Raw genomic sequence first — 23,264 nt, forward strand, 5'->3', positions numbered from 1 at the left:
GCAGCCACCCTGGTCGGCTCGGGATGCGGCGGCGGAGCCGGCCTGGCCACAGTCACTCGCACGTCACGTCCCCGGACGGTCGACGGCATCACGTTCAGCCAGGTCGTCACTAGAACTACGAACTCTGGGACCAGTTGGCTGTCGATAACATTCACGGTGGCCAACGGCACAAAAGGCAGCGTGAGTTGGAACCGGGGTCCGTTTTTCATAGGGACGGCCACCCGCGCAGACGGACGGGTCACACCGATCCCTGTGCAGGGTGGGTGGGGGACCTCTGGCCAAGATATGCCCGCAGTTGATGTCGGGCCCGGAACTTCGCAGAGCTTCACCGAAACCAGTCCGGACCTCGCAGCCGGGATGTACACGGTGGTCACGTACCCAAGGATGGCTTTGTACGGAACGGCCTTTAGCCCCACGAATGGCACGGGTGGCCCTGCCTCTATGCCGGGCGACCCCGCCACGACGGAAAATGCTAACCCGGTGAAGATCTGGGTACCGTAGAGGCTGGGTATAGCGATTCCGACATTGGGATCCGTGTTGCGCAGCTGGTCGCAGTCATCAGAGAAAGGGCGGTTGCGCAGTACATGACCTAGCAACCACACAGGACGCCGGCGTGTCTCAGAGGTGCCGACAACTGAACTCGACGCGAGATTCGGAGCGCATTTTCACGCGAGGCGTATACAGCCGCAACACAAACAGCGCAATCTAGCGCCAGATGGACTGGACAGGCGCCAACACCGGACCCTAACCCACGATATTTCGACCGCTAGACGGCACCTGAAACTGGCTGCGGGAGCCCGTCCGAGAAAACGGCGACCAGGAACGCACGTGTCGCGACAGCCGACAGCGTAGCTGGAGGATTATGGGCAACGCGGCGGATTGACACGCAGAGGGGCTGGTGGTACACTCGCGCGGAATGGCGGATTGCGCCTGGCTGCCCAGCCTAAATCGCGGTGATGCGCCCTGTTTCGGCGATTGGCGCCGGAATATCTGTAGGCCGCGAGGGAGACACCAGCATGTACCCATTGCTCAACGGGATCGACCTACCACAAGGCCTGAAGACTCTCAGCCAAACTGAATTGGTACAGGTCGCGGCGGAACTGAGGCAGGCGATTGAAGACAACCTGAGCAAGACCGGCGGTCACTTCGCCTCGGACCTCGGCGCGGTCGACATGATTCTGGCGCTGCACACGGTCTACTCCTCGCCGGCAGACAAGATCATCTTTGATACCGGGCACCAGGCTTATGCGCACAAGATGCTCACGGGCCGGCTGGATCGATTCGAAACCCTGCGCCAATACGGCGGCTTGAGCGGCTTTTTACGCCGTGAGGAGAATGTTCACGATCAGTTTGGCGCCGGCCACGCAGGTACCAGCATCTCGGCAGCATTCGGATTTGCCGTGGCGCGCGATTTAGCCGGGCGCTCGGCCGATGAGAGCGTCATTGCGGTGATCGGTGATGCCGCGATGACCGCCGGACTTGCGCTCGAAGGCCTCCACAACGCCGGCCACAGTGGGCGCAACTTTACGGTGGTGCTGAACGACAACGAGATGAGCATCGCCGAGAGCGTGGGCGCACTGGCCAAGTATCTGGCGAAACTTCGGGTGTCATCGCTGTACCAGAGCGTGGAAGCCCAGACGAAGTCGGTTTTGAAGCGGGTACCGGGTACGCCCGGCCGCGCTCTGGAGCGCGCCGCCAGTACCATGCTGAAGCACAACCTCACCAACTTCGTGTCGCCCGAGCAGTCTGGAACTCTGTTTGAGGCGCTGGGGTTTGAGTACATCGGGCCGCTGGATGGTCACGACATCGCGCTCATGGTGGATGTGTTCGCCCATGTACGTCAGATTCACCGCCCGGTGTTCGTACATCTGCTCACGGTGAAGGGTAAAGGCAACGAGCAGGCCGAGGCCAACGCTCGCAAATGGCACGCGGTTACGCCGCCCATGTTCAAGGACGTGGCGGAAGGCACCGCCAGCGGAAGTAAATCCAGCGGCAGTACATGGACCGGCGTCTTCAGCGAGACGCTGAACGAGATGGCGGCGGAGGATGAAAGCATCACGGCTATTACGGCGGCAATGCCGGATGGCACCGGACTGACAAAGTTCAAGGAGATGTTCCCGGACCGCTATTTCGACACTGCGATCGCCGAGCAGCATGCAGTCTGCTTCGCCGCCGGCCTGGCGGCAGAGGGCGTCAAGCCGTTCACAGCAATCTACAGCACATTCCTGCAGCGCGCCTACGATATCATCCTGCACGACGTGGCGATCCAGAACCTGCCGGTGATCTTCTGCCTGGACCGGGCGGGTCTGGTAGGCGACGACGGGCCAACGCATCATGGCGTTTTCGATATCGCTTACCTGCGTTCCATACCCGGTGTGGCGATGCTGGCCCCAAAGGACGGCGAAGAGTTCAGGGCAATGCTGAGGTACATGGCCCGCGAGCATGTTACGGGCGCCAACAGATCGGCAATCGCCATCCGGTATCCTCGCGGCAACGCACCGAGCATCCAGTGGCCTCGCCCGTCACCGGCGATTGAGCTTGGCAAGGCAGAGGTATTGATGGAGGGGCACGACGTAGCCATTCTGGCCTATGGCAACATGGTGGCGCCGGCATTCACGGCGGCGCAGCAGCTGGCTTCCGAAGGTGTCTCACCACATCTGGTCAATCTCCGGTGGGCGAAGCCGCTTGACGCCGACGTCATCATCAAGGCCGTGCGCCAGACAAATGCGCTGATCCTCATTGAGGAGGGCGTCGTACGCGGCGGCGTGGGTTCCGCGGTTCTGGAATTGCTCGCCGAACGCGGAGTTCCCATCGGGCCGACACGGCTGTTCGGAATACCGGACAAGTTTGTAGAGCATGGCGCCATCCCGATTTTGCACCGGCTCTGCATGCTTACGGCCGATGACTTTGCCGCCGCGGCGCGCGATATGCTTCAGCTCAAACAGCCGGAACCGGCGCGCCTGAGTGAGTCCACGGCGCAGTAATCACAGCGGGGGCTGAGAGTTGTGGTAAACCATCGCCGCACCTGCTTCGTATCGTAAGAAGCTAGCACTCGTTCGTTTCGTGTCAAGGAGCTGAAGACGTGCGTAATCCAAATCTGTTCGCTATCGCGGGAGCTTCGCTCGCCGCATTCGCCGCGGCGCCGGCATCCGCTGCCAACTCCATACCGTGGAGCTCTTCGTGGGACGTGGCGATCGCCGCTGCGCGGAAATCTCACAAGCTGGTGATGATCGACTTCTACACCGACTGGTGTGTCTGGTGCAAGAAGCTGGACAAAGATACCTACCCCGATCCATCCGTGGTAAAAGCGGCTTCGCAGTTTGTACCGCTGAAGCTGAACGCCGAAAAGGATGGCAAGGAACAGGCGCAGACCTACCACGTTACCGGTTACCCAACAATCGTATTCGTGGATGCCGATGGCAAGATGGCGGGTGAGCTGGTGGGCTACGAACCGGCCGCCCAGTTTGCGAAGGACATTACGGGCATTGCCACGGCAGAGCGGCAATTGCCAGGCATGCTGAAGCAGATGCGAGATCACCCGGAGGACGCCAACACCGCCGCGCGCCTGGCCGCAATTTACGCCAAGCGCAGCGACACGGAGACCGCGACACACTACCTGAGCGTTGCCGAAACGGGCCACGCCAGGGGTTTGGGCACAGCCGATAACGCCGTGGGTGACAGCTTCCAGAACGCCGGCCACTATAACAAGGCGCTTGGCTACTTTCAGCAGGCCGAAGTCTCAGGGAAAAGTGGCTATACCAGGGCCTATGCCCACCTGAGCGCCGGTGTGTGTCTGCTCAACCTGAAGCGCGTTTCAGAGGCAAAAGCCGAACTACAGAGCGTGCCCAAGCTGAAGGGAGTTCCGGCCGACCTCGCGAAGATGGCCCAGAATATGCTGACGGCCCTCGCCAAGACGCCGCCAAAGTAGCCGGCTTGCAGATCGCTGGTTGAACCTGCGGGGCGCGGCGCAAGCCGCGCCCCGTTTGCTTGCGCGGTTCGGCTGCGGCCGAACCGCTCTCGCTATCGGATTGAGATGACCCAGGCGACGGGCGGCCGCTGGGCCATTCATACTGATTGCCCTCCGCCGGCGGATGGCGCCACAGCGGCTTTTCATGCAACCGTCATCGCGACCGCCAAACCAACAACCTGCCTTACGGGCATGCCCAGGCAAGTTCCTGACTTGCCATCACGGCCTGATCTTCCGGGACGTTGTACGCGGCGCGCCGCTGGCCGTTCGGCCAGTTGATGCGTATTGCGTTGATGTTGGTGTTGGCGCCTAGGCCAACTTGCGTGGCAGGCCCGGTAATCATCGTCCGTATGTCCAACGGCCCCGCACGAACCTCGATCTCTCCATCCTTACCGAAGGAGTTGACGCGACTGCCGGCGCCGTTCTGCCTGGTCACTCTGGCTGAGCGGGTGCGGATACATACCCAGTGGTTTTGTGGACTGGCCGTAAAGGCTGCCACGGCGGCCGTGCCGTCCGCGCCGTAGCCGACCAGCCTTACAACGCCATCGCCGGAGGGCGGCGCCGGGGCGGCAGAGCCAAGTGCGACCGCGCTGTGCAGGAACGTAACGTGGCTGCCACAGCCATCCAGCGCCACGGTGGTTTCATGCCGGCCGGAGACAATGATATCTGCCACGCCGTTGTTGTCTATATCGACCACGCTGAGCACAGCGCCCTTGTCCGGAGCCGTCAGGACGATCGGCTGGTCCACCATCCCATAGCCCTGCACCATGGAGTAGAACCGGATTGCACCTTCCTTCGTGAGAGCGACCACAGCCTGCGGCACGCCGAACCCACCCGGCCGTGCCGCGATAGCGACCACGTCGCCGCGCTGGGCCGGCACGGGCCAAAGCAGGAATGTTCCGTCGTGCATGTTCCGATAAAACCGGAGGTTGCCGGCGGCATCCAGAAGAGCCACGGCGCCGGCGCCTTCACCATCAAGATCCACTACCGCCAACTGGCGAACGTTTTTCGCGCCGGAGAACGGTTGGCTGGCACGGAAGGCGCCACCGCCAAGGTTGCGAAGCAGTACCGGCGCCCCGTCGACCGGCGCTAACAGAAGGTCCATATCTCCGCTGCCGGTGGCGCCAAGCGGCCAAACACCGGCCAGAGGCTGGTTCACGATGGACGCGGAAACACCCCGTATCGCTGCCGCAGCGCCGAAGAGACCGGGCTTTGCTTGCGGATAGATGCGCAGGCCACCGGCGCCGGCGCAGACCAACGCCGGACGGAATGTGTAGAACAGATCGGCGGCGGCAATGCCGTATCGCGTTGGCGGTGTGTGCGTGGCCCCGCCAGGGAACTTCAATGTGAAGCGAGGCTGATCCGCTTCCAGGATCGTCACGCGCGATCCGTCTGCCGTGACCAGCGCCGGCGGGGCCTCCGGCGCAGCGTATACGCCGGCCCCTCGGAACTGCCGGGCCGTAACCGTTGAGACCTGCGGCTGGAGCGAAAACATGCCCAGGAACGGCGCGCGTGTTGCTCCCGGCAGTGGCCGTATTGTTACCGTCATGTTGGGATTTGGCGGGGCTGTAACGGCCTGCGGCACGGGAACGGCAACCGGCTGCATGATCGGCTGCATGTTGTGCAGATCTGGGGGGCCCGCGATGGCTGCCTCGTCGGCACGGTAGGCCGGCAGCGGCCTCAGGAGGTTTCGCAGCACCACCGCCTGCGCGGCGAGTTGAAACGGCGCCGCAGCCGGTCCAAGCTTGCGCAGCTCAGCAAGTTCCGCGCGCACGTCGGCCTGCGGCGCAGGGAGCAGCGCCCCCAGCGTCTTCATCGCTTGCCCAAACAACGCGGCGCTGTGAGCTTCTGTGGCAGCCACGAGCATTTCGGCGGAGATGAAGAGATTATCCGGCCGCGTCCGCGCTATCACGGTCAGATAGAGCGATATCTCCACGGCGTTCTGCTGTGGCGACTCCACCTGGAGTTCACGGACGTACTGCCATCGGATATGCGCGTTAGATTGCGGTGAGGAGGCCGCGGCGTAGAGCCATTTGCGCGCCAGCGCCGGACGGTTAAGTAGATCGACACCATACAACGCACCATAGAGCGCGTCGATCCGGCCGTCACCGGGCGCCAGGCGGGCGGCTCGTTTCAGGTCCGCCAGCGCCGGCCCGGTTGCGCCATCCATCTTCATTTCAACCACCGCCAGGTCGGCCCATGCGGCAGGCTCATCGGGCGCCAGGCGAGTCGCTAATCTCAGATTATGGAGCGCGATGTCGTTGGCATCCACCGTGGCGCCGGTCTCCAAAGCGGTGACGCCGGCGTAAAAGGCGCCGAGAAACGCCGTATATCGGGCACTGCCGGGCTTCGGAATATCCGCGCGACCGCAGCCCGCGCAGAGCATGACCAGGGCGAGAACTGGGGCAGCGGCGAATCTCCGGATCAATCTTCAGCCCTGCACCCGCGCGTTTCCGGTCCGCTCAAACTTGCCCCACCCCACAGCGCCGCCACGCACTGCGGCAACCAGCGACTTCAGCATCACATAGTACATCAACTGCCGGTAGACAAACCGCTGAAAGAACAGCCAGAAAAGCAGTTTGTAGTTGCCGCGGTCCATCCGGATAGCCACAGCGCCGGCCAGGAGTTCCGCCATGGCAAACGCCAGGTACATCAGCCCAATCTGGGAGAAATTGCCTTCGAACAGCGACCAGACGACGGTGATATCCATCACGGGCGAAATCGCCGGCAGCAGAACCTGATAGATCCACAGGCTGGGAAGAACAAACCAGCCGAATGCGCCGTAATCAAACAGGGCATCACGGTGCTTCCAGAGGCACTGGAGCGTTCCAAACGCCCATCGAAATCTCTGCCGCGCCAGGTTGTGCAGCGTCTCCGGCGCCTCCGTATATGCAATGGCGTCGTTGTCGTTGACGATGCGGTAGCCTTCCCGCCGCAGCCTCCAGGTGAGATCGGTATCCTCGGCCAGCGTGTCGGATTCGTACCCGCCGACGCTTGCAACTGCATTACGCCGCAGGGCGCCAACAGCGCCGGGAACCACCGTGATGCAGTTCAGCAGGTCGTATCCGCGGCGGTCAAAGTTCTGACTGGTGATGTACTCAACCGATTGCCACTTCGTGAGCAGGTTGCCCACGTTTCCGACGCGCACGTTGCCGGAGACGGCGCCAACGCGTGGGTCGCTGAAATGCTCCACAAGCTGGCGGATGGTATCCGGCGTGAAGAGGGTATCGGCATCCAGCGAAACCACGATCTCGCCGCCGGCATCCTCCAGTCCGCGGTTGAGCGCCGAGGCCTTGCCACCATTCGGTTTTGAAATGACGTGCACGTTCGGGTTGTTGGCGAAGGCGGCTCTAGCCGTATCGGCGGTGGCGTCGCTGCTGCCGTCATCCACCACGATTACCTCAAGCGCGGGATAGCTGCTGTTCAGGATGGCGTTCACGGTCCGTACAATCACCGCCTGCTCGTTGTATGCCGCAATCACCACGCTCACGCCCGGCTGGTAGTACGGATCGGCGACGCGAAAACGCTCGCGTCGCCGCTGGATCAGCGCCAGCGTAACCAGCAGGCCGACGCGCGAGAAGCCCAGGATGATGGAGAGCAGGAAGAGTGTGGTCAGCGTCCGCTGCAGGGAGTAGACCACCTCAAAAATGTACTGGTCCATGCCGATCAGCAGGATGTCTCGGCCCGATATCTTCGGCATCAGGCGGCTGCGCGGCAACCCACGCAGTTGCTCGATGCTGATGAAGGTGTAGCCGAGCGAACGCAGCTTGTTGATAATCGTAGGAAGCGCCGCCACAGTGCGGCTCCGGTCGCCGCCGGCATCGTGAAGCAGCACAATGCTGCCCACGTCGCGGTTGTCGATGACGCTGTTGATGATCTCCTGTGCGCTGCGCGGTTTGCGCGTATCCACCGCGTTGGTACCGGGCTTCAACTCAAACAGGCGCCAGTCCTGCGGGTCGTTGGTTTCTCCCACGGTGATGTAACCAAGCTTCGCTGCCAGAATCATCGGCTCGACTTCCGCAGCCGTTTGCGGTTCCACATCTCCACCGTATGGCGGGCGAAAAAGCGTGGTGCTGTGGCCGGTGATTGCCTGGATGACGCGCTGGGTGGTGTTGAGCTGAAGAACCTGTGCCTCGCGACTCAGTTCGAACAGGTCCGGATGCGACCACGAGTGGTTTCCGATATCATCGCCCATATCCCACTCGCGCCGTACATCGTCCGGCCAGGCCTCGGCGTTGCGTCCAACCACGAAGAAGACCGCCGGAACGTGGTACTTCTGCAGGATGTCCAGCACCTCGGGCGTGTAGGTTGGATCGGGACCATCGTCGAACGTGAGCAGGATGCGCTTGTCGGGGTTGCCCGACCCACCCCCATAGCGCCGCACCACCGAGGCTGAAGGCAGCATCGGCTGGCCAGTGGCCGGATCTTTGGCATACGTCTCGTTCGTAATCAGTCCGGTATCGGGCGCCACGATCAACGTGCGGTGGCCATCGGATGGATTGGCGACCGGCTGCAGGAGCTCGCCGTCGCCCTCGAAGTCGACTTCCGCCTGTCCGCCATACGAGACGGTATTGAGGATGCCGGACTGCACTTCGCTCGTCCAGTTGGCGTTCCAGTTTGCCTTGTTGAGAAAACTCCAGATTGTTGGATCCTCGGCGCCCATAAACCAGAGCGCAGCGCCGCGAACGCCGTATGGCTTGGCCGCGAGGAGCTGGTTGTACACGCTGACGGCGTCCTGCATCCAGACGACGTGGTCGAGTTCGCGCTGGTTGCCGTGCTGATCCACCTCGACATCGGCGTACTGATAGGTGGGATTCAGGCTTCCCGGCGCGATATGGATGACGGCATCGGGCTGGCTCTCCTTGGCCGTGATAATGGCGCTCTGAAAGGTTAAATCCTCTGCCGTGGTGGTGCCGCTAATCCAGTCGTATCCGTGGTTTCCAACACCCATCACGATTTTGCTGGCGGGAACCTGCTGAAGGATCTTGCGCAGGTTCTGCACCGTCCAATCGACGCCGGCCACGGCGCCCGGCGCCGTACCTCCCGCATGCTCGTCGTAGAGCATCGGGACAATCCAGTTGGTAACGGCAGCCAGCTTCGGCAGGTCATACGCCCCACTGCCCACCTCCACATCCTCGGTCACCAGAAGGCCGAGCGGGTGCAGGGCCTGCCAAAGCTGGGTCATAAACAGTGTGAGGCCATTCTTGTCGTCGGTATCCACCTCCTCAAAATCCACGTTGATCCCCTGCATCTGGTTCTTCAGCAGCCAGGCTTTCAGGTGTGCGATCACCTGCGTGCGGGCCTTCGCGCTGGAGACGATGGAGTGGACGGCCCGCGTATCCCAATCGGCCGCCGATTCATCGGCGCCGGGCGGCTGCGTGTAGTTGTTGATGAGCGGCAGGATCGGCACACCGTGCGCGCGCACAAATGGCGTGATGTCGTTCTTATCCAGCGCCCGCTGGCGCGCATCAACAAACGGCTGGCTGCGCGGATCTGTATTGGCGTAGTTGTATCCCGAGGCCTTCAGATGCAGCCACTCCGGAATGAAATGCGTGAGCGCAGTGATGTGCCGGTGAACCGAAACCGGTGACGTCTCCTCCCAGTTGACGTAAAACCCGGCAACCACCGGCGCCGGTGCGTTGGTGGTGGGTACAAGCACTGTGGCCGGTTGGGCCGGTGCATGCGCTGCAAGAAACGCCTGCGCCTTGCGTGCGCGTGTGCGCTTGGCGCGCGCTTCACGCGCCTGCAGCACCTTGAGGCGCTGGACGTCACGCGCCTGGGCAAAGGCCAGTTTGCGCCGCGTATGTTCGCCCAGTATCGGCTCCATATTGCCGATGTCGCTCACAATCTGTACGCGTGGCAGCGGGCTGCGGGGCATAAAGACAACCGCAAACGCGCTGACGAGAAGTGTAACCGTGGCGGCAGCAACCAGCAGCGCAACCGGCACTCCCAGGCGCACCACCAGCGGCCAGCGACGGCTGTGGGCGTCGAAAAAGACTGGCAGCGACGGACCTGCATCCTTACCGGTCTCAGAGCGTGGTTTGGGCTGTTCGTCAGGTGGTTGCGGCAATGGGTGGTTCTTACGACGAAGGCGCGCCCGGGTTGACGGCGTGGATGCTGCCCATCGTCACGTTCATTTTGACTTGAACCGCGCTATTCCGCTATACTGCAGCCGTGCCATCCGCCGCATCCGGGATGCGGCACGGCGCGCTGTTTGTTCTGCAGGGAGTTGGAATGATCGCCGATTCGCCTCTTTATTGCCGTATTGGACTAACGTTTGCTGCGGCCGCGGCCGCGATTGCTGCTTTTCTTCCTGCTGGCGCCGGCGCCGGTCTTGCGCCGGATCCGGCACACTTTTGCAGCGCCGCGTCCACGCTCCAGGGCAAGGTGCTGGTGACGCGGTATGTGCCCGACGCCCTTGCCAAAATCGGCCCCGATTTCCGCACGCTCTACGCAGTTCGCAAACTCAAGTTTGCGTGGAAGCAGCCGGGCAAGATCCGCATCGAGGGCACCTCGCCGATCCTCGGCAGCGCACTTCTGCTGGTAGATGGTCCCACTCGAACCTTCGAGGTGCCGAAACTGCGCATCCATCAGACGCAGAATCTGGCGACGCACCCGACGCAGCGCCTCTCGATACTGGAGTACGCGGGGCTTATCTCTGCGGACACGGTCAAGGAGATGCACTGGGCGCATGTGGGCGCGGCCGATTTGAATGGTCATCAGACCGAAATCTACGACCTGGCATGGCTGGGCGTTACCAGCCGGAGCCACTACCGGGTATGGATAGATGACGATACGCACATAACCGATCAGCGTGCCTGGTTTGACAGCGCGGGCAAGCTCAAGGCGACGTTCCGGTACGAAGCGCCGCAGCAGATCGTCCCGGGGATCTGGGCGCCAACGCGCATCGTCATTCTAAACGCCGATGGAGCCGTAGGCGCCGAAACCGAGTTGAGCGACGTGTCGGCGAACGGCGTGCTGGCCGACAGCCTGTTCCAAGCCGGTTCGTGACACCGCCCCCGGACGCCGGCGCGCGCCGGTATCTCATTGTCGCCCTGTGCCTCGTGGCTCTTATTCAGGGCGTGCGGCTTTTGACGCTGACGCACTGGGAGCTCTCGCCGGACGAGGCGTACTACTGGGTCTGGTCGCGCCATCTGGCATTGAGCTACTACGACCAGGGTCCATTGATCGCGGTTGTCATTCGCATCACGACCAGCCTGTTCGGCAGCAACACCTTCGGCGTGCGGCTTGGCGTCTGGGCGTGCACAACCGGCGTTCTGCTTGCCGCCATTCAGTTGGCTCGTCGATTCTTTTCGGATCGCGCGGGCCTGATTGCGGCTGTGCTGCTGCTCTTCACGCCGCTGACCACGGTCGGCAGCGTAATCGCCACCTATGACGAACTGGCGGCTCTGGCGTGGGCAGCCGTGATCCTGGCGCTGGAGCGCGCGATTTACGGCCCGGAACGGCAGCAGCGATGGTGGTGGCTGAGCGTCGGTGTTTGGGTCGGTCTGGGGATGCTGGCGAAATACACCATGATTCTGGTGGCCCCATGCGTGCTCCTGTTTTTGGTGCTCTCACCGGAGCATCGCGTCTGGTTAAAACGCTGGGAGCCCTGGGCGGCGCTCGCCATCAGCTTCGCGATGTTCTCCGGCGTACTTGTCTGGAATGCCGGGCATCACTGGTGGACGTTCAGCCATGTGCTCTACCTGGCGAACAAATCGCGCATGACGGCATCGGACCGGTTCGCTGAGTTTACGGGGTCACAGGCCGGACTCCTGGGACCGGTGCTCTTCGTTGGCGCACTGTGGGCTTGCGTGGCGAAGACCAGACTGGACCGATCGCGCCAGGTGTTTCTTGTTTCTCTGGGCCTTCCCGTGTTTTTATTCTTCTGCCTGCTGGCGCTCAAATCGAAAGTGCAGGCCAACTGGGCCGTGACAGCGTGGATCAGCCTGGTGGTGCTTTGGGCCGGCAACCTGGACGACGGCCTGACCGAAGCGGGCAAGCGCCGGCGCGCGGCACGCAACCTCATTGGCGCATCGGTCATTACCGGATCGGTGCTGTGCGCGCTTATCCTCTGGCCGTCGTCACGGCGCCTGATTCACCTGAGGTTGAAGGCGAAGACGGATGTGACCAACACCACGCACGGCTGGCGAAGCCTGGCGCACGAGGTCGCTATCCTGCGCTCCGTGACGGAAAGCAAAACGGGCCGTCCCGTGTTTGTGGCCAGCAATGGCTACGAGTACTGCAGCGAAATGGCATTCTATCTGCCGGATCACCCGCAGACGTGGGACCTGTTCCTGCACAACAGGCTGGATACGTACGCCACATCGATCGACCAACTGCGCGCACACCTGGGCGAATCGGCAATCTTCGTCAGCGATTCGCAGCAGAGTGACAAGGATCTGCGCGCTATCTTCGGCAGCGTGGAGTGGCAGCCGCCGATGCCGGTCTACCGACCCGGCGTCTATCGCGGCGCTATCAAAACCAACTACATTGCCCTCTGCGGCAACTTCAATCGATACGAGGGTCTGAACTGGGCCAGTAGAGGGTGACGGAGATACCGCCTATTTCGGTATGCCCATGCCCATCGACTTGTAGATGCTCTCGATGAGGTCCTTATCCTGCTTCGCCGGCTTGTTGGACGGATTTGCCACCAGCGCCGTGCGAAACAGAGCAAGCGCCGCGCGGTATTGAATAGGCGGCGGCAATTTGCCGCGGTCCAGCATGATGGTATGCCCGTAGGTGTAGGCCTCGGTGGAAAACGCCGTACGCACCGCTTTATCCTTCGGCTTTCTGTGAAGCTTTGCCAGCGCAGCGTTGTACTTCTTCTGCATGGGCAGCAGCGACTTATCCAGTTTCGGAGCCTCCACCAGCGCTTGAGCCGTGGTCACCTTCTCGTACTTGCCGGCAGGGTTGGGGCGCTTCGGCGGTTTGGACTTATGGGTCTGCGCGCCGCACACAGCGGGCACAAGCGCCGCCGCGAGAATGACTGGCACAAGTGAGCGTAGTCGCATAATGGGAACTCCCTGAAGAACCGTAGGTCGCGCCGGCTGCATGGCGGTGGCCGCTTGCGGTGCATTGAAGAGTACCCGAAGCGCGCGCGGAGTAATATGCAGGACAGATTGCAGCGATAATCGAATGGTCGCAAAAGGTGGTTTGGCGCAAAAGCCTTTGCATAAGGAGACAAGTATGCCGAATTCGCGGCCTGATGGCTTCCTCTCCGTACCGACCGTTGGCAGCGGCGCACCCGTTTTGGTGCTGCATGCCTGGTGGGGATTGAACGACACGATTCGGGGGATTTGCGCGCGGCTTGCCGAAGAGGGCTTTGTGGCGTTCGCGCCGGATCTCTACCATGGCAAGGTGACGAACAGCGTTGCTGAGGCAGAAACGCTGGTTCGCGCGCTCAACCGCGACCCGGACCACAGCGAGGCCGTACTGGCCGAAGCAGCCCGGTTCGTTACCGAACACGCCGACCGCAGCGATCGCGGCCTCGCCGTGATCGGTTTCTCGCTCGGCGCCAATTTCGCGCTGGACGTTGCGGTGGGTAATCCGGAGAATGTGCGCTCCGTGGTGCTGTTTTACGGCACCAGCGGCGGCGACTTCAGCGCGTCAAAGGCTGCGTATCTCGGTCACTTTGCCGAAAACGACCCGTTCGAGCCGCGATCCGAGGTTGACAACCTGGAGCAATCGCTGGAGCGTGCGGGGCGGCCTGTCACGTTCCACCACTACGCCGGCGCCGGGCACTGGTTCTTTGAACCGGACCGTGCTGACAGTTACGACGCGGAGGCTGCACAACTGGCTTGGGATCGAACGCTTGCCTTTCTGAAGCGCCCGGCTGACGGGTAGTTGTGCGGAGGGCCGAAGGCCATGCAACTCCGACCCTCTTCGTCGCTCAGCGAGGATGTGCAGCCTGCAGCCGCATCGCCGGAGGCTCACCGGATGACGGGGTTAAGTTCTCCCGGGTCACCGGTCATCGGCTAGCGGGTCCTTTGATGATGCGGTGAGGCGGAGCCGACCCGCAAGGCTCCCATGCGTTCCTATAAAAGCCCGCATACCTCCTGTTCTTGTCACCGAGAACGCGTGAGGTACCAGCAACATGACACTCTCGTCGGTTCCGGACTACTCAGGCGCTGCCCGACCGGAGTCCTATATGTCGTAGTTGTCCCGTATGTCCCATTTCCGCCCGGTACCGACAAACGCGACGTCTGAGACCTCGTCTTTCCCAGCACCCGAAGCGGCTTGAGCGGTAGGGCGGCACCCTCCTGCCAAATGCGGTTCTTTCGGCCGGGCCGAGCTGTCCGCCCACGCCGATGGACCACAGCGCAGGTGTGGTGCCTACCCATCCAATTACGGGCGACCAATCGTGGCAGACGACCATCCAGCCGGCCGCAGGCGCCACCAGCCGCATTCCCGCCCATCAACCCTCGGGCCGGCTGCTGTGAGGCCCGCCGGTGCTCCCAAGCTCCCGCCGCTCCGATTAAGCCCTTTTCGCCATCGACGGTAGGCCAGCGGCACCGTCACCTCCCTCCGTGCTGCTCTGCCGGCGCCGCCGTATCGTGCCTAGCGCCCGCCCTGCCGCATCGCTCACCAACCGGTCGGGACTGTCGACCGCGTGTTCCAGTGCATGAACAGCTTCGCTGTCGTCACGCGCGGAGAGCGCAGCAGCGGCATTCCGCAGCAGCCCGCGCATCTTCGTCCTCTTTACCGCGCTGCCTTTGAACTGCTCACGAAACTGCTCTTCGGTGAGCAGGCAGAGATCGCTGGTGCGCGCGTGCCGCGTGATGTCGCGTGGCTGAAATGCCGGCTCGGTGGTGGGTTGCGAGCGGCGCAGATTGAAGGGGCACACCTCCTGACAGATGTCGCAGCCGAAGACGCGGTCGCCGGCGGCTGAGAGCGCCGGTGCAAACTCGTCCGGGATATCGCCCTTCAGCTCGATCGTAAGGTACGAGATGCAGCGGCGCGCATCCAGGGTGAAGGCCTCTGTGAGCGCACCGGTTGGGCATGCATCCAGGCAGGCCGTGCATGTTCCACACCCGCCCTCGGCCGGCACGTCGGGCGGCATCTCAACGTTAGTGATGATCTCGCCAAGCAGGAAGTACGAGCCACGCCGCGTGTTGATCAGCATGGTGTTCTTGCCAAACCAGCCGATCCCCGCCTTCTGCGCCAGCTCGCGCTCCAGCAGCGGACCCGTATCCACATAGACACGTCCCGACGCTCCAGGCGGCGCGCGCTCGATGAGGAGATCAAGCAGCTGCTGCAGGCGCGGTCGCATCACCTCGTGATAGTCGTCGCCGCGCGCGTAACGCGCAAATATGGCACGACCTGCTTCGGCCGGCGGCGTTCCGGGGCCTTCGACCTCGTCGCAGTAATAGGTCATGCCCACCACGATAACCGACCGCGCGCCGGGAACAATCTCGCGCGGATCGAAACGCCGTTCGAGACCGCGCTTCAGGTACTCCATCTCGCCGGCAAAGCCATGGGCCAGCCAGGCGGCGTATTCAGCGGCGAAGAGTGAGGGTTCCGCTGCGGCGATGCCCACCAGATCGAAGCCGAGATCGCGTCCATGCGCCTTCACCAGCGCAGCCAACGTAGGCGGCGAGAGTTGTGGCATGGCGTGCCTGCAAGCCGACCCGGCGGCGGCCCGCCCTACCCGACCGCCCTGAGCGCCTCGCCGATCGACATCTGCACACAGGTAAAGGTCGGCGTGTCGCGCAGCGTGTAACCGCTGGACTCGGTTTCGCGCAGCGCGTGAACAAGATCCAGAAAGTCCGATGGGATGTCGGTTTCAAACGCCACCACAAACTCCTGATCATCGAGGCCAAACGAGTAGGTGGTGTTGAGCTTTACGGTGGGAAACAGGTGGCCAACTTCGATGTGCGTCTTCATCAAGGCGCCGCGCTGCTCGGCAGTGAGCAGATACCAGGCGCGCGTCTTGACGAACGGATAGACAAACAGGTACTTGCGACCTGTAGGCCGCAAGACCAGCCGGCGTCCGGGCGGGCCCTTCTCGTGCGGATCCTTGTACTGCGAGTCTTTGGTCATCGACAGGTAGCAGTACGGCAGCGCGGCCCACCGCCCCATCCCGGTTTGGAGGAGCGTTGAGGTCGCGCTCTTGATGGCGTCCAGATCCGGCCCGGCGCTCCAGAGCAGCAGATCGCAATCACCGCGTATGCCGGTGAGTGAATAGCTGCGGACCATGTGGTCGTCTGCGGCATCCTCCACCGCGCAGGCAAACTCGGCGCGCTGCGCATCGCGCAGTTCGTCGGATTGCCGGCGGAAGGCGGCGTCGAACTTGTAGAAAGCAAACTGGACAAATGTGCGTCCACGATTTTCCATGGCGAGGTCCTACCCAAAAGATGGCGTGTTGAATTCGGTGACTCTATTTTAGCCAACATCGGCGCATGCGCCGCATCGAGCGCCGAAGCACACCTTCCGGGTCCGCGGTCCGGATGGTGCGCCGAGCCCTAGCCTTCACCGGTGGAAGCGACAGTGCCATCTCCAGCACACGCCGCGAACACCTGGTCGCCACCGGTCGCGCCCGCAGCGGCAACCGGCGCGGCGTTAGGCAGTTGAAGCGAACTCCAGAACAGGAGCGGGTTCATTGAGCCACCTTTCGTATCCCTCACTGAAACGCCTGGGGGCGGTCTATGCAGCCGCCGATCGGCGCTTTGGCGCCACATATTGGCGGCGCGGCTTGCGGTAGATGGCGACGCGGCTGCCGATTGCGAAGAGGCGCATGGCCGAGGGCGATGCGTCGTCACCCAGCTCACGGGCGGCACGCAGCCGCCTGGCGGCGGCCGCGATCTTCTGCGACACCGCCTGCTTGCTCACGCCAAAGCGGGCCGCAATCTCACCCTGGGGCAGGCCGCTCAGCCAGAGGCTGATGCACTGCCGCTGGCGCAAGGGCAGGGAGGTCTTCTCGACCAGCCGGCGGAGCGAGCCGCAGTCCTCGGAAAGATCATCCTCGTCGATCCGCATGTCCATCGCCTCTTCGGCCAGAGCCAGGATCTCGTTGGCGTCGGTCAGCACTTCCCCGCGGTTTGCGCGCGCTCGGATGCAGTCACCGCAGACCGCATCCAGGATGCGCATCACCCAATAGCTGAAGCCGCGAGCGCCGCTCTCCGGCTGATACCGCGCGCGATGCTGCCATGCGTGCATGAGCGCCGTCTGAACCAGGTCGTCGGCATCGGAAGCGCCGGCGCGAACCCGTGCGCGCCGCAGCATCGCCGGGCGAAGCGCTCCGGCCATCACATCAAACTCACGGCTTCCAAAGCATCCTGAAGCACTGTTTACGTCGTCCGGCGCGGTCATCGGCATCTCCAATAGTAGACATCTGTATGCCAGTACTATCGCTCCACACCGGTTCGCGGAAACGTCCCAAGGGTCTTATCGCGGCACAGCGCCATCACCAAACCGTTGACGGCCATGGCCGCAAAGCGATTTAACGGGAAGCATGTTTCCGCAGCGAGCCACCATTCATCGGCGCCGGTTGGAGAGGGGGCAAAAAGCGATGCAAAAAGCACCTCCGGACCGGCATGCCGACGAGCGGCGCTATGCGGCGGCTCGCAGACGCATGGGGCAGTCTGCCGCTACCATCCGCCGCCTGCCCGGCACGCAGCCGGCCGGTTTGGATCCGGCCGCGGCCAGCGCATTCACGGGCGATTCGCAGGCGGGGATCACCGATATCACCGCGCTGCTGGAACAACTGTCGGCCGTACTCAGCCCGTTTACCGCCGCACTCATCGGCCTTGCGCCGGGGAGCGCCGCGGCCAACTTGCCGCTGCAAGCTGACGCCACCACCGATGTTGCGCTCAGCAGCAGTGTCTCTCCCCTACCCTGGACGCTGCACCGGCCGGCTGGTACGGGTATCACCGGGGCCGAGGCGGCATTCTGGCAGGCGCAGCGCGTGGAGACTCAGCAGCACGAGGCGCAGCTTGCCGCGCAGTTTGCTACCGGGCGCCTCACGCCGGAGGCCTGGAGCGCCGAGCTGCGCGCCATGGCGCCGGAATTCGACTACGCCTCATTGGGGCTGATGCGCCGGAGGCGCGATGCGGGGTTCATGGCGCGATGGTCGGAGGGTTATCGGCCTTCCCAGCGGATGGATCGTTCCGCGGATGCTCAGATGGAGGCCGGCGTCACCGGCGGCAGAGATGCGTCGGCCGGCCCGGCGCACGCGCTGAAGGCGCTCGGCGCTGCGATGCGCATCATAAACGACGCCGACATCGACCGGCTGAAGCAGCAGAGCCGCACCTTTGCCGAGGCCATGAAGACCATTTCGCGCGGCATGCGAGAGCTCGATCTTAGCCAGACTGCGGTCGCCCAGCGACAAATGGCTGCCGCAGTCGCGGGCATGGAGCAGCGCTACTCGGCAGAACGCGCCACGCTCCGCAGCGGATCGAGGCTGCGAACAACGGGCCTGCCTCTGCAGGAGCTTGCGGCCGCAGCGAATGATGCGCGGAATCTGGAGCAGACCTGGCTGGACGAGATCAGCGCCATGTCGCGGCTTACCTCCAGCCTCAGCGCGGGCCAGCGAGACAAGCGGTTGGCCCCGCTCAGGGCCGGCCTCTCGGCAGCCGAAGAGCACGCGTGGCTGCTGCCGCGCGAGTTTGCGGTACAGCAGTTCAACGCCAACTATCGCAGCGTACAGGGCGCGATGGTTGATGGATCGATGCAGTTTCTGCGCGGCGGCGAACCATTTGGTCGCGCAGTCACCTCCACGGCAGACTCCGTCACCAACCGGATTCTGCAGGCGCAGTTGCAGAAGTGGCTCGATCCGGCGGTCCGCGCGACGGCCGATCAGGTGACGGCCCTCACCGTAAACACACGGGCTCTGGGCGCGCTCACCGGCATTCTCACCGGCAGCAGCGCCGGGACGGCGTTTGCGCCGGCCGGCGCCTTCGGCGATCAAGGCACGTTTGGCCCTTCCGGCCCGTTCAGCCCAAACGGCGCGGTCACCGAGTGGTACCAGAACAGCGCATCCGAGGCGCCGGGCGGAGCCTCGCCGGCGAACGCGCCGTCGAGGGCCGCCACGGGTAAGGACCTCACCGCCGCTCTTGGCGCGTGGTCGATAGCGTCGCAAGGCGCCAGCCAGGGCGTGACGCTTGGCTCGATGGCCGGCGGAGCCGCAACCGGCCTCGGGCTGGCCGGTGCGCTGGGAGTGAGCGGCCCTGTCGGCGCCGCCATTGGGGCGGGGCTCACGTTGATCGGAGGTCTGTTTCACCACGGACCAGACCCCAGGTATCCCAGCGCATACAATGCGCCATCCGATTTTGAATACGACTTCTGGCGATACCAGGTGACGCACCACCCCTCCGCCGGGCAGCCCGCGCCCTCTCACACTGCAGCCGCCAACGCGGCACAGCACGCCATGGAACTGCACATCCACATGCCCGGCATGAAGGAGGTGGTCTCCCGCGTGATTCTCTCTCAGACCAGCTCCGCGGCGGCCAACCGCGTCAATGTGGATCTGGATACCTACACGCCGATCTAGTCGGCGCAGAGGAGGCGGCAGCCGATGCCGGGATACGGCGACTCAACTCCGGCCGGCACGGCCGATTCCACCTCCGATCCGCTGCTGCTCCCGGGCACCGGGATCACCGGCATCACCACGAGCATGACCGCGCTTGCCATGCGAGTCCACCGGAAGTCATCACCCGCATCCGGCTCTCCACCAAATGAGGGAGAGCTCTGGTACCTGGATGCGGCTGGTGGTGGCTGGATGCTGCTGCCGGTGCAGCCCGTCTTCACCGGCGCGATGGCGCCTACCATCTCGCGCGCCTTTCGCGAAGTTTCCACGCTGCAGTTCGCCCTGCAGGATGACGCCACCGGCAGCCTGGCGCCGGAAAACCGAAACTCGCCGTGGAACTACGACTCGGCCGCAGCCTGGTCGCCGCTGCTGGATGAGGCCCGACCGGTGCTGCTCCGCGCAGGGGCATGGTGCTGGTTCAATGCCGCGGCCGGCATCGCGCCCTCCTCCACGCTGCCCCCGGCAAACGGCACCAGCCTCTCATCGCTCACAGACGGCACGCTCGGCGATATCAGCGTCAGCAGCGCCGGGTTCGTCCAGTTTCAACCAACATCCGCCGCCGCGTTCTCATTGACGGTGGATCTTGGCACTGTTCAGCGCCTGGAGCACGCGGTTCTCCGGTTCGGTTCGCGCACCACCGGTGGCTGGGCCACCCTCCCAGCCGGCGCCGAGCTGCTGGTCTCCACCGATGGCGCTGCCTGGCAGCCTGCGTTTGCAACGCCTCGACCGCTGGGCGGCAACGGCTTCGGCGCCGGCGGAGATTGGGATGATGATCGCGATGGCAGGCAGGTTGAGGTTGCGTTTGTCGACGCCGGTCTGCCCGCCCGGTATGTGCAGTTTGAAATAACGCCAACGGGCGCGCAAACGATCTTCGTCGACCAACTTGCCATCTACACCTCAAGCCAGGGCGGCTCCGTATTGGGGTTCAACCAGTTTTGCGGCTATCTCGGTGATGGCGTGGACGCGCTGAACAGCGGACTGATCGTTGTGCAGGCTACCGATGTGCTGAAGCGCCTGGCCGATATGAACAGCGTGATGGTGACGCGGGCCTACTACCGCTGGGAGCTGGCCGACATTCTGTATGACCTGCTGACCAGCGCCAGTTACTGGCGTGGCACGGGCGCCGGATACAATGCGCCCTTCCCGCCATCCGGGATCAACTGGACCAACGGCGTCCAGTTCACCGGCTACCAGGTCCCCGTCTGGCAGGGTCGCCGCAACTCGGTGCTTGGCTACGTTCAGGAGTTGGCCAGGCTCATCGGCTGGCAGGTTTGGGCCGATGGCAGCGGCGTGCTGCAGCTTACCGCGCCGCCCTGGCAGCAGCATACGCCGGACCGGCTCTGGATCGCCGCGGCCGAGGAGGGTCAGAACGACGTGCGCCGGTGCGAGCGGATCCGGGCCGGCAAGGACCTCCGCAATCGCGTGGCGCTGCAGACCAGCCAGACCAAGAACGAAGCGCTGGCCTACTCGCTCTCCGATCCCAACAGTGTGGCGGAATATGGCGAGCGCATTGTGGTGGTGACCGACAGCCTCGCGACTTCGCTTTCGCTCCAGAAGAATCTGTGCCGCGGCATCCTGCGGGACTATGCGTGGCGGGTCCAGACGCTAAACGCCACGTTAACCACAGATGCCCAGACCGTGATCCGCGGCGTCTGCGCGTTCCGCGCCGCGGCACGGCCCAATCTGTACCCGCGGGAGTGCGACCTGCCCGGCGCACTCCACCTGCGGGAGCAGTGGAGCCTCACACAGATGCAGGAGGTGATATCGGCCGGTACATGGGAGGCTGCCTGTCAGTTTGTGCCCTACCGGCAGGCGTTTCCCGAGCCGCCGCAGCTGCTCTCCGCCGTTCCGGTCAGCGGCAGCCCCGGCTCGGCAACGCTCACATGGAGCGCCATCGCCGATACCTCGGTGCAGACGCTGAACGTCTACCTCTCAACCACCACGCCCACTCCGCCGTTCCCGCGCTGCGCCACCGGCCTCTCGGCGCTGCCGGGGTCGGGCGTTGTCAGCGGGCTTTCGGCAGGCGTTCTCACCTGGGTCTATGTGACGGCTGTGGACGACTTCGGAAGCGAGAGCCTGCCGGGCAATGTGGTCGGTTTTACACCTGGCGGCAGCTCGGGTTCGGCATCGCCTGGAGGGGTGACCAACCTGACGGCACAGTTGATCCGCACGGATACTTTCGGCATCAGCTTTGCCTATGGCTTCCAGATCCAGTTCACGGCGCCACCAGCCGGTATCTGCCGTTTGGAGCCGGTCTGGTATCCCGGCGCCGCGCCGAGCCAGCCCACCGATGTGAACAACTGGTACAGCATGCCGGCGCAGAGCAACGGCCAGTACTATGCCGGCGGCGCCGCGGCCACGCTCTACCCACGATTCGCGTGCGACACCGACTACACCGGCATGAACATCGCCGTCGCTGTTTTCACAACGCCGATCACCGCCATGGGGTTGTTGGAGAGCAACGTGGTTGCGGTTCCGATTCCCTCGATACCATGGCCGTAACGGCGGCCCGCTTCCCCATGGAGCATGCCGAATGTCATCACTGCTCAAGGCCGCCGCGGAACGCGACGCAACTGCGAGGATGCAGCGCCGCTTCTTCCAGGGTCGCGTCACCGCCGTCGACTCCATCAACTATGTGGTGCAGGTGGATGTCGGCGAGACGCTGCCCGACGGCACGCCACAGCCACTGGAGTGGCTGCCGTACGACCCGCACGCCCGGCCATCCATCGGCGACTATGTGAACCTGGCCTACAGCACGGCGCAGGGGATGAGCGCGTTTGTCGGCAGCTTTGCGCTTGGCCAGGGCAATGGAGATGGAAGCCTTGGCGAAGCGAATACCGTGAGCAGCCTCCAGGCGCAGGGGGCTTCCACCGCTCTGCAGGGCGCCGTGACGCTTTCGGCTTCCGGCGAGGTGACTCTGACCCAGGCGGGTCAGAACATCCAGATATCGGCGCCGCCGGCGGCATCGCCGGCCTCCACCGTGACGGACGTGGAACCTGCCGGTGTGGTCGGGGTTGCTGCCACCTACGCGCGCGAAGACCACGCTCACCGCGGCGTACGCAGTCTGCAGCATGCGGCAGATGGCGCCCTGTACGGCGATCTGCAGATGCAGGACAGCGTTAACATCGGCATCGCAACCGTTGGCGGCGGCTTGAAGTTCACCTTCGGCGCCACCCGCCAGGTTACCACCAACACCCTGCTGACCATGCTCGACTCGACCATCCTGGCCGGGGCAAGCGGAATCACGGTGAGCCTGCCCGACGCAACCCTGAACCAGGCGAAGCTCTACCTGATCAAGAGTGGCGGCGTCACGGACGTCACCGTCTCGGCGGCAAGCGGTCAGCAGATCGACGCTGCCACCAGCGTCACACTGGCGGCCGCATACGCCTGGCTGATCCTTCAGAGCGACGGCGTGCAGTGGTGGATTCTGGCCCAAAGTCCCGCGGCAAACCCCGCCGGCACGCGCAAGTGGGCATTCGCATCGGCCAACGACGGCACGCGATACCTGATCCAGGCCACCGACTGCATCCTCCAGATGACGGACCATTCCACTCCGGTGGCCAATTCGGTGGAGATGCCGGCGGCCGCCGCCGCGCTGACCGGCCAGCTCTGGATGATCCACGCCGCCGGCAGCCATACGGTGGGCGTGATTGCCGCATCCGGCAGTCTGGATGGCGGCAGCAGCATTTCGATAGCAAGCGGACACAAGCGCACGCTCTACTGCGACGGCTCCAACTACTGGAGCGTCTGCGACGAGTGACCTGAGGAGCT

The 23,264-nt window shown here is 63.7% G+C and carries 16 protein-coding genes; 9 read left to right on the plus strand and 7 right to left on the minus strand.

All coding sequences use genetic code 11. The features are described from left to right. The 3 genes from KGJ62_15355 to KGJ62_15365 all read left to right on the plus strand — a co-directional run. On the plus strand, window positions 1-501 hold a 501-nt coding region (locus KGJ62_15355; protein MDE2127957.1), incomplete at its 5' end, for a hypothetical protein. Window positions 502-1,016: 515 nt separating this feature from the next. Further along, a complete protein-coding gene (gene dxs, locus KGJ62_15360; GenBank protein ID MDE2127958.1) occupies window positions 1,017-2,984 on the plus strand; it encodes a 1-deoxy-D-xylulose-5-phosphate synthase in 1,968 nt (655 codons plus the stop codon). A gap of 98 nt (window positions 2,985-3,082) precedes the next feature. Continuing rightward, entirely contained in the window at window positions 3,083-3,928 is an 846-nt protein-coding gene (locus KGJ62_15365; GenBank protein MDE2127959.1) for a thioredoxin family protein, read from the plus strand. 223 nt (window positions 3,929-4,151) lie between these two features. On the opposite strand, the gene KGJ62_15370 is transcribed toward KGJ62_15365, so the two are convergent. Beyond that, a complete protein-coding gene (locus tag KGJ62_15370) occupies window positions 4,152-6,395 on the minus strand; it encodes a CRTAC1 family protein (GenBank protein ID MDE2127960.1) in 2,244 nt (747 codons plus the stop codon). Between the two features lie 3 nt (window positions 6,396-6,398). After that, on the minus strand, window positions 6,399-10,037 hold the full coding sequence (locus KGJ62_15375) for a glycosyltransferase (protein ID MDE2127961.1): 3,639 nt from the start codon (window positions 10,035-10,037) through the stop codon (window positions 6,399-6,401). A 164-nt stretch (window positions 10,038-10,201) separates the two neighbouring features. Here KGJ62_15375 and KGJ62_15380 point away from each other — a divergent pair, with 164 nt between their 5' ends. Together KGJ62_15380 and KGJ62_15385 are read left to right on the plus strand one after the other, a co-directional pair. Next, window positions 10,202-10,978, plus strand: a complete 777-nt coding sequence (locus KGJ62_15380) for a hypothetical protein (protein MDE2127962.1) — start codon at window positions 10,202-10,204, stop codon at window positions 10,976-10,978. Continuing rightward, a complete protein-coding gene (locus tag KGJ62_15385) occupies window positions 10,975-12,519 on the plus strand; it encodes a glycosyltransferase family 39 protein (protein MDE2127963.1) in 1,545 nt (514 codons plus the stop codon). The genes KGJ62_15380 and KGJ62_15385 overlap by 4 nt, the downstream gene beginning before the upstream one ends. Window positions 12,520-12,531: 12 nt before the next feature. On the opposite strand, the gene KGJ62_15390 is transcribed toward KGJ62_15385, so the two are convergent. Further along, a complete protein-coding gene (locus KGJ62_15390) occupies window positions 12,532-12,981 on the minus strand; it encodes a hypothetical protein (GenBank protein ID MDE2127964.1) in 450 nt (149 codons plus the stop codon). A gap of 175 nt (window positions 12,982-13,156) precedes the next feature. On the opposite strand from KGJ62_15390, the gene KGJ62_15395 reads away from it, so the two are divergent. Then, a complete protein-coding gene (locus KGJ62_15395; GenBank protein MDE2127965.1) occupies window positions 13,157-13,813 on the plus strand; it encodes a dienelactone hydrolase family protein in 657 nt (218 codons plus the stop codon). A 631-nt stretch (window positions 13,814-14,444) separates the two neighbouring features. On the opposite strand, the gene queG is transcribed toward KGJ62_15395, so the two are convergent. The 4 genes from queG to KGJ62_15415 all read right to left on the minus strand — a co-directional run bounded on the left by queG (window position 14,445) and on the right by KGJ62_15415 (window position 17,278). Beyond that, complete coding sequence (queG, locus tag KGJ62_15400; GenBank protein ID MDE2127966.1) at window positions 14,445-15,578, minus strand: tRNA epoxyqueuosine(34) reductase QueG; 1,134 nt, start codon at window positions 15,576-15,578, stop codon at window positions 14,445-14,447. Window positions 15,579-15,613: 35 nt separating this feature from the next. Then, window positions 15,614-16,303, minus strand: coding sequence for a chlorite dismutase family protein (locus tag KGJ62_15405; GenBank protein MDE2127967.1), 690 nt, complete (start codon window positions 16,301-16,303; stop codon window positions 15,614-15,616). 128 nt (window positions 16,304-16,431) lie between these two features. Next, a complete protein-coding gene (locus tag KGJ62_15410; protein MDE2127968.1) occupies window positions 16,432-16,569 on the minus strand; it encodes a hypothetical protein in 138 nt (45 codons plus the stop codon). Window positions 16,570-16,612: 43 nt separating this feature from the next. Continuing rightward, entirely contained in the window at window positions 16,613-17,278 is a 666-nt protein-coding gene (locus KGJ62_15415) for a sigma-70 family RNA polymerase sigma factor (protein ID MDE2127969.1), read from the minus strand. 199 nt (window positions 17,279-17,477) lie between these two features. Here KGJ62_15415 and KGJ62_15420 point away from each other — a divergent pair, with 199 nt between their 5' ends. The 3 genes from KGJ62_15420 to KGJ62_15430 are packed head-to-tail and all read left to right on the plus strand — an operon-like array spanning window position 17,478 to window position 23,253. After that, entirely contained in the window at window positions 17,478-19,457 is a 1,980-nt protein-coding gene (locus KGJ62_15420) for a hypothetical protein (protein ID MDE2127970.1), read from the plus strand. A 24-nt stretch (window positions 19,458-19,481) separates the two neighbouring features. Then, window positions 19,482-21,995, plus strand: coding sequence for a hypothetical protein (locus tag KGJ62_15425; GenBank protein MDE2127971.1), 2,514 nt, complete (start codon window positions 19,482-19,484; stop codon window positions 21,993-21,995). A gap of 31 nt (window positions 21,996-22,026) precedes the next feature. After that, window positions 22,027-23,253: a hypothetical protein gene (locus KGJ62_15430; GenBank protein MDE2127972.1), complete on the plus strand. Its 1,227-nt coding sequence runs from the start codon at window positions 22,027-22,029 to the stop codon at window positions 23,251-23,253. Window positions 23,254-23,264 lie beyond the last annotated feature (11 nt).

The organism is Armatimonadota bacterium (assembly GCA_028871815.1).
In the GTDB taxonomy this organism is placed as follows: Bacteria; Armatimonadota; Chthonomonadetes; order Chthonomonadales; family Chthonomonadaceae; genus REEB205.